The organism is Xenorhabdus sp. TS4 (genome assembly GCF_014467265.1).
Classification (GTDB): domain Bacteria; phylum Pseudomonadota; class Gammaproteobacteria; order Enterobacterales; family Enterobacteriaceae; genus Xenorhabdus; species Xenorhabdus ehlersii.
The window spans coordinates 106279-113236 of record NZ_NKHQ01000013.1; the positions used below are offsets into that span (position 1 = coordinate 106279).

General features: G+C 40.7%; 5 protein-coding genes and 4 pseudogenes. 4 read left to right on the forward strand and 5 right to left on the reverse strand.

Translation table 11 applies throughout. From position 1 onward, the window contains the following. Positions 1-333: 333 nt before the first annotated feature. The 5 genes from ltrA to Xets_RS08585 all read right to left on the reverse strand — a co-directional run bounded on the left by ltrA (position 334) and on the right by Xets_RS08585 (position 4941). Positions 334-1668 carry a group II intron reverse transcriptase/maturase gene (ltrA, locus tag Xets_RS08565; RefSeq protein ID WP_187651454.1) on the reverse strand — a complete coding sequence of 445 codons (1335 nt, stop codon included), beginning with the start codon at positions 1666-1668 and terminating at the stop codon, positions 334-336. A 10-nt stretch (positions 1669-1678) separates the two neighbouring features. Continuing rightward, on the reverse strand, positions 1679-1846 hold the full coding sequence (locus tag Xets_RS08570) for a hypothetical protein (protein WP_187651455.1): 168 nt from the start codon (positions 1844-1846) through the stop codon (positions 1679-1681). Between the two features lie 422 nt (positions 1847-2268). After that, positions 2269-2691, reverse strand: a complete 423-nt coding sequence (locus Xets_RS08575; protein ID WP_187651456.1) for a hypothetical protein — start codon at positions 2689-2691, stop codon at positions 2269-2271. Positions 2692-2693: 2 nt separating this feature from the next. After that, positions 2694-3383 carry a hypothetical protein gene (locus Xets_RS08580; RefSeq protein ID WP_255430582.1) on the reverse strand — a complete coding sequence of 230 codons (690 nt, stop codon included), beginning with the start codon at positions 3381-3383 and terminating at the stop codon, positions 2694-2696. A gap of 52 nt (positions 3384-3435) precedes the next feature. Then, the gene (locus Xets_RS08585) at positions 3436-4941 is read right to left on the reverse strand and encodes a hypothetical protein (RefSeq protein WP_187651457.1); all 1506 of its coding nucleotides are present in this window, start codon (positions 4939-4941) and stop codon (positions 3436-3438) included. Between the two features lie 475 nt (positions 4942-5416). Here Xets_RS08585 and Xets_RS24305 point away from each other — a divergent pair. The 4 pseudogenes from Xets_RS24305 to Xets_RS28350 all read left to right on the forward strand — a co-directional run. Continuing rightward, positions 5417-5700: pseudogene (locus Xets_RS24305) on the forward strand (IS1-like element transposase); the annotation flags it as partial. Continuing rightward, a pseudogene (locus Xets_RS28345) lies at positions 5696-5795 on the forward strand (transposase); the annotation flags it as partial. The pseudogenes Xets_RS24305 and Xets_RS28345, both read left to right, overlap by 5 nt. Before the next feature lie 758 nt (positions 5796-6553). Beyond that, positions 6554-6802, forward strand: a pseudogene (locus Xets_RS08595) (transposase); the annotation flags it as partial. Between the two features lie 60 nt (positions 6803-6862). Beyond that, positions 6863-6958 (forward strand): annotated as a pseudogene (locus Xets_RS28350) (transposase); the annotation flags it as partial.

Consider the following 6958-nt stretch of genomic DNA (forward strand, 5'->3'; position numbering starts at 1 on the left):
TGGGGATAACAGTTCGGATTTTCCCATGAGTAGCCTTACTGGCAGAGCCAATCTGTCGATGACCACCTCCGCAGGAGGTGGCATTCAGTTATGAGTAAATTTCATGGGTGGATCCTCCCGTCATCAGGGAGCAACAGGCTTCCCGCTTAGGCACTATAAGGCTGGAATTGAGAGGATCCACGCCTCACCTCTCAATTCCAGCATGGTGCCAAGGGCTAAGTGATTGGGATGGGTGAGTAGAGCTGTCCGGTTACCCAGACAGCCCCCTCCGCAGAACCGGACGTGCGGAACTACCGCATCCGGCTCCCGACAGACCCGTGTCCCCACACATATTCAGCGAGAATTGAACATTGAATGTGTTTTCCATCTGGACGGATAACCCAGCATTTTCAAGATCAGATTCAGCTTCTTCCACGTCAGTCGGCGACGTCCTCCTTGACGGTTGAACCATCGATAGATTATTCGCGTACTTTGGTAGATAAACTGCCCGACTCGTCTCTGATTATCAGATATACCATGATAATTTATCCAGCCTCTGATTACCCTGATGACGATATTCAAGGTAAGCCTTTTGTCGGTTGTATTCAGATTCTTCCAAAGGAAGTCTCTGAGTCCCTTCAATTTGGCTGCAAAACGGTCTTTTCGGCTGGTTAATTTCAGCCGCCAGTGCCCTTTTCGTGTTTTCCCCCAATAGCAGGTAAACCCCAGAAAATTAAACGTGGGCAGGCGATTTCCTGACTGATTGGCTCTCATTGCCGCTATGTGACCCGCGGGAATTAATTGCGATTTGTCACTGTGTAATTCCAGCCCATATTTCTTCAGTCTTTTGGGTAACACCTTATAGAAACGTTTGGCTTCGCTAGGGTACTGGAAGGTGAATACCATGTCATCGGCATACCTCACCATCTCTGCCCGCCCGTGAATATGTGAACGGCTGATTTCATCAAACCATCCATCTATTACATGATGCAGGTAGATATTAGCCAATACCGGTGACAGAATTGAACCTTGCGGACACCCGCGCACATTGCGGGATGTCTCTTTATCCACTATGACGGGCGCCGTGATTAATACTTCGATCAATCTGAGGAAACGGCGATCTGATATTTTCTTCCGCAGTATATTCATTAACTCATCATGAGGTATCATGTTGAAATACTTTCGGATATCAATTTCCACTACGGCACCCTTCCCGTTACGGTAGGTTTGCTGCTGTAGTGCCTTTAATGCTGCATGACAATTTAGTCCCGGTCGGAAACCGTAGGAGCAAGGCATAAACAACGGTTCATAAATCCGGCTGAGGATATCACTGACTGCAAGCTGGATAAGTTTGTCCTCTGTGCACGAAATGGCTAAAGGCCGTTTACTGCCGTCCTCTTTTGGAATTTCAGTGATCCGGGCGGCTTTCGGGTGGTACGTCCCTCTGCGTATCCGCAGGATGAGATTTTGGATATTCTCATCAAGATGTTCACCGTAAGCGGCTTTTGTCATGCGATCGATACCCACGGCTTTATTCCCGTCAAGCCGCAGAAATTGCCCTTTCAGCATGTCACTGTTCAACAGGTGCCCCAAATTATTGAACACCCGTTGTTTGTTACCTGCTGACTTCTCGCCTATACGCTCAAGTTTTGTTAACCATGATAACCCGTCGTTGCTGTGTACGGTCATTGTTGCCCTCTTACGTTCGATCTGTCTGCCAGCCCTTCGCTCCACGGTCATTACTCGCTTCATTGCTACTATGGCTGACTCCGACTTCCTGATATTCATTTCTCAGGCCTTGTGTTTGGCACTTGTGCCCGAAATACTCATTCCATTGAGAAATATCAGGATCTCCTGGGTTCCGCACTGTTCTCTACAAACTCGCCGACGCCTGCGGCTCCGGTGTGTACTGCTGAATGGATATTTGCCAGTGTGACCATTCAGACGCTGCTGCCTGCTAGCTGAACGATACTATCGGCACACACGATTAAATGTATTTCGGAGCTATCACGTTCACCTTTTGGTTTCGGCTCGAGTGTTTCGCTGTCTACGCTTCGTCTCCTTTGTTACCGCCGGAAACGCAAGACTCGCTACATAGTGGTCTGGCTAATCCCTTTCTACGACGGGACTTTCACCCGCAAGATCAGTACAGCTTTGCCCAGCGCACCGCTCATTACATTCTCCATTTTCCTTTGGCGAGAAAGATGCCTACTATAGCCTTTCTCAGAAATTGCATTCATTAGTTCAATAAGAATGAAACCGTGGAGAATTATTCCACGGTAATCACCATCAGATATTCATGGGAGGGGGTGGGACGGGAACCATAGGAGGGACTGGCGGCCAGCTTACCAGAGAAATAAAAAAGTTAGAGAATTGAATTGGACCACTATAATCATTAAAGGCAACATTATAGACTGTTCCATAAGTTGGACTTTCCGGATTAGGTGTTATTATGTTTTCAGCCCATGTATTATCAAGACGGGGGCTTTGTAGGCAATCCACTGTACATATTAGATTTCCAGGTGCTCCCTCATAAGCAAATGAACCAGCAACTCCATAGTCAGGAGACTGATAATTCCAAGTGGTGAAAGGCCTTCCAGTAGAACTGTCTTTTAACTGTACGAAATAATAATATGGAGATACTCTTTGAAAGAAAAACGACACACGTGCACCATTCTCTATAGCCGGAAATAAAAGTGTCTGCATTGCCATAGTTAAAATTCTCCCATAGTATGATTTATATTACCAACAAGATTGTTAATTGTCACCTGTATAATACAATGCCCAAATTTTTGACCTTTTAGATTTATTTTAAACTCTCCATATTCGTTTGTAGTCATTGAATATCTAGTATCAGGATTTGAACCAATTTCAGGAACGTCAATGATATTAACGGGTTGAATTAATTTATACTGAAAATCAGTATTTTTAATTAATTCATTCTTTTGTTTATCGTAAACCTGAATTGTTAGGATTTCATATTCATAACCGACTGGTTCATATCCAGTTATCACTAGAGCAGCTTCAAGAGATGTCTGCGGAGTCTGCGGAGAGGCTGAGTAATTAATTGAGACAGGAGTACTACCAGATTTAGTTTCCATATATAATAAATCAGTAACAATGTAGAAAACATTATAACTTCCGGGAGGAATCTCAGAAAAAGGAATAGTTATTTGGTATGTTAAATCATCGATATTTTCGTCTGTAATGAAAAATGGTATTGAGAATATACTTGAAGTCAGGTAAACAATTATTTTATATCCAACCCGAAATTTTTCATGTCTATTGATTATAACTACTAGTTTTTTTTGATCTAGTTCTGATTCATCAATAATATTATTACGGCTTTGTGGTAAACTCGGAGGGATGAGCACTTCATCCATTATTATATTATTCACTGACATATTAGAATTTCCTATATAAAGAAGAATATTTCTTAACAGTCATCTATTCTGGTTAAAGTGCAACAGTACCAAAGCTTCTGGTATAAAGTTTCGATTTTTGGGCCGGAGCAAGGCGACTATAGACAATTGTGATTAACCCTACATCGTAATCATCTGCAACAGCATACCCAATTAACTTGTCAGCAGTTAGCTGAAACTTAAAATAGCCATTGGGTATTTCATTCTTATTAACAATATGATTTGGAAGAACCGTAATCGGCAGCGGACGATTTTTCTCCGGTAGAGTATCAATGCAACGTGAAATATAGGCGGTAATTGTTATCTTATCACCGGCGGCTATAGTATGGTCGTAATCGTTAGGGTCAGATGGCAATCTGATTTCAAGGCCTTTTTTCTGACCGATGCTATAGAGATTAATTGGATCATATAGACTAATAAATTGCCCGTCTTGATCGTATACCTCGGGTTCAACTAGAGTTCTGTTTTCATCATTAGAACTCGGGCCATTAATACCACCGTTATCATAATTTATGAAATGAAGGTTGGATCTTGCTGGAAAGCCTGTTTCGGGAAGAGCAATATAACTTATATGATTATCCCCCGAGTACAAGTCGCTATAAGGAGCTTCAAATTTATAAAATTCATCGTTATTATTTGTTATCTGCGCTATGAAAAGTTCTTGCTTAAAGAGATTCGTTTTGTCATCTGTCACAAAACCAATAATAAAATCACCTCTTTTGGCACCTTTGTAGGCTGGTATCATGAACGTAAAATTATCTGTATGCGCTGGCCTAGTTAAAGTAGAAGAATACATAGATTCTTCAATCTTTGGTGGTAAAAGATTGTCGGACTCTTGAGTTAGCTCTGTCGTAACAAATATGACTTGTTGTTGAACACCTTCTTCAACTACATCAAGTTCAACAAATTTATGTACATCTTGAGTTGCATAAATTTTTAGATTCACGGCCTCGGTTGAGGTTTTCTTAATCAGATAATAATAATAACTATTCTCTTTGTCTATATGGTAAGGTAATATTTCCTCATGGCTACTCTCTATATATATTCGCAGGGGTGCTGTTACTCTAAGCGGAATTTCATAGTTTGAAATTGGGCCACTTTTTCTTACTGTTGGATTGATAGATGCCGAAATAAATGGATTGTTACTAGTAGGTCCAATGCCCTTTAATCCAATCGGATTTGGGTCGTACAAATAAACCGATGCGCCTCTCAGTATACATGTCTCTAATATAAAGTCTGGATTGTTATCAATGATATAATTAGCTGTTAATTTGGGATTATCTTCTGTATTAATAGTGAAGTCGATGTTACAAGTTTTAGCGTTTTTGTCAGCCATAAATATTAAAGTTTGGGAAAAAACTCCCTGAGAAACTAGACCGGGCATTATACTTAATAATGTCGCTCCGGTTGATTTAGTCACTTTAGCTGTTGTAATACCCGGAATCATACCTGTTTCACCAACTATCTTTACATTGACACTAAATGGTTGGCCTTTGATAACCTTTGTATTATTGTCAGGAGTTATTGTAAGTGTTGTCATTACATCACCTCTTAAAAGTGTTAGATTAATTTCAGATGAAATATATACCGTATAAATATAATCAACATTTTAAATTGGAAATTAATGTCTATTTTAGAAAAGGGTTTTTTAGCTTTATACTTACACATCACACTTAATTAAATTAATAATCAATATTTAAACAGAAGAAATGATGATAATAAAAAAATAGGTGATTTATTAAAAAATAACTTTATTGTTGTGAATGTTTTTCCCTAAAATTTTTTTAGGCTAAAGTTTTTTTAAATATAAAATTCACCATAAAAATATAGGTTATGTATTAAATAGTTAACCTCAGCTTTGTTTAAAAATAGCGATCTCATTATCCCGTAGATTCAAGCTCGGTTTTTTAGGCTGGAATGTATAAGCAATAAGGCAGGCAGCAACCTCCAATAAAAGATCATGTATTCAATCCGTTGATGCTCGTGTATAATCGCTATTTTTTCGGGAAAATTAAATGGCAACCATTGAAGTCAAGTGTCGATTTTGTCAACAAACTGAATTTGTCAAAAAACACTGTAAAGGCGATGCGAGCCATCAACGTTACCGTTGTTTATCCTGCAAACGAACCTTTCAACTTGAATACGCCTATAAAGCATGCCAGATAGGCATAAAAGAGCAACTTGTTGATCTCGCCATGAATAATGCCGGTATCCGTGATACCGCACGGGTATTACATATCAGCATTAATACTGTCGTTCACGCTTTAAAAAACTCAACCCACGGGGTGTCACTACAATATTCCAGTGGTGGAAAAAACCGACTCGCTGGCATAACGAAACGGGGTGATGGTCATATCCGTAAGTTGTTGGTTCAGGGCGCCAGAGCCGTGATTTACCATATAAACCGAAGACATGATAACTATGGTGAGTGGATAAAAAACTAATACAGCGCCGTCCGGTAAATATTGTGGCTATCGCGCTGGCAAATAAGATCGCCAGAATATCATGGGTGATATTAACGGGTGAAGAAAAGTTCAGAGTGACACCATAATCACAAAGGAATGAAATTTATTTTAGCTGTATTGATCTTGCTAATTGCGCAGGAAAAGTGAGATGGAAGATCGGTCAAACCGACACCTGCAAAATCTGATATATCCGACGACCAAGAGTGAATAAAGGTCTGAAGGCCGATAAGGAGCAGGTGTGCATATATCCATCATGGCTCAGCAGAAAATAACCTGCAAACACAGAAGCCGAATGTACGAACGCAGTTATGACCGTCATTCAACGAACTTATCTTGCACATAAGCGGGAGTTCATGTACGGATATACGTAAGCTACCTTGTTCTTTTGTCTGAAAAGCTCTCTTGCAATACTGGGGAAGACCATATATTAAGCTCAGGTTAATCACCATGTCACCCTTAGACCAATTTTTGCACTCACCTCATAGCTGTCTGCAAAATTATTGAAGCTGGTGTTAACTGAAGTCTGACCATAGATGAAAGAATTTCCATCATTCCAATTGTAGGAATCCCCGATGCCTGTCTCAGCCCAAGTTCGGTCACTCCCCCCGTGGAAGGCAACATTTTCGGTTCTGTCGCATTAAGCGGAAATATTCAGGTAACATGTCATTTTTGGTTGAGAACGCCCTGATGTCCCTTATCCGAAAAACGTTCAAACGTCTCCACTATCCTACTGATATTATCGCTCAGTGCATCCGTTGGTATCTCGCTTATGCCCTGAGTTTACGAAATCTGGAAGAGATGATGGCCGAGCGTGGAATTGCCGTCGACCACTCCACGCTCTCCCGCTGGGTTCATCGGTTGGTTCCCCTGATTATCAAACGTTATCGGCGCAGTAAACCGGCGGTTGGACACCGATGGCGAATGGATGAAACTTATAGCTAAATCATATTAATATGACATAATATCTAAATCTAAAATGACAAGGCATAAAATGAGATGGGCTACAGCTTAGATTTTCGAAAGAGAGTACTGGCATACAAGGACAAGCATTCGTTGACTTTCGAACAAACGAGTGCCCATTTTGAAATCTCC

Bases quoted from the DNA above. Each gene is read 5' to 3' on its own strand.
- ltrA (WP_187651454.1), bottom strand. From the start codon at position 1,668: ATGACCGTACACAGCAACGACGGGTTATCATGGTTAACAAAACTTGAG.
- Xets_RS08575 (WP_187651456.1), bottom strand. From the start codon at position 2,691: ATGGCAATGCAGACACTTTTATTTCCGGCTATAGAGAATGGTGCACGT.
- Xets_RS08580 (WP_255430582.1), bottom strand. From the start codon at position 3,383: ATGTCAGTGAATAATATAATAATGGATGAAGTGCTCATCCCTCCGAGT.
- Xets_RS08585 (WP_187651457.1), bottom strand. From the start codon at position 4,941: ATGACAACACTTACAATAACTCCTGACAATAATACAAAGGTTATCAAA.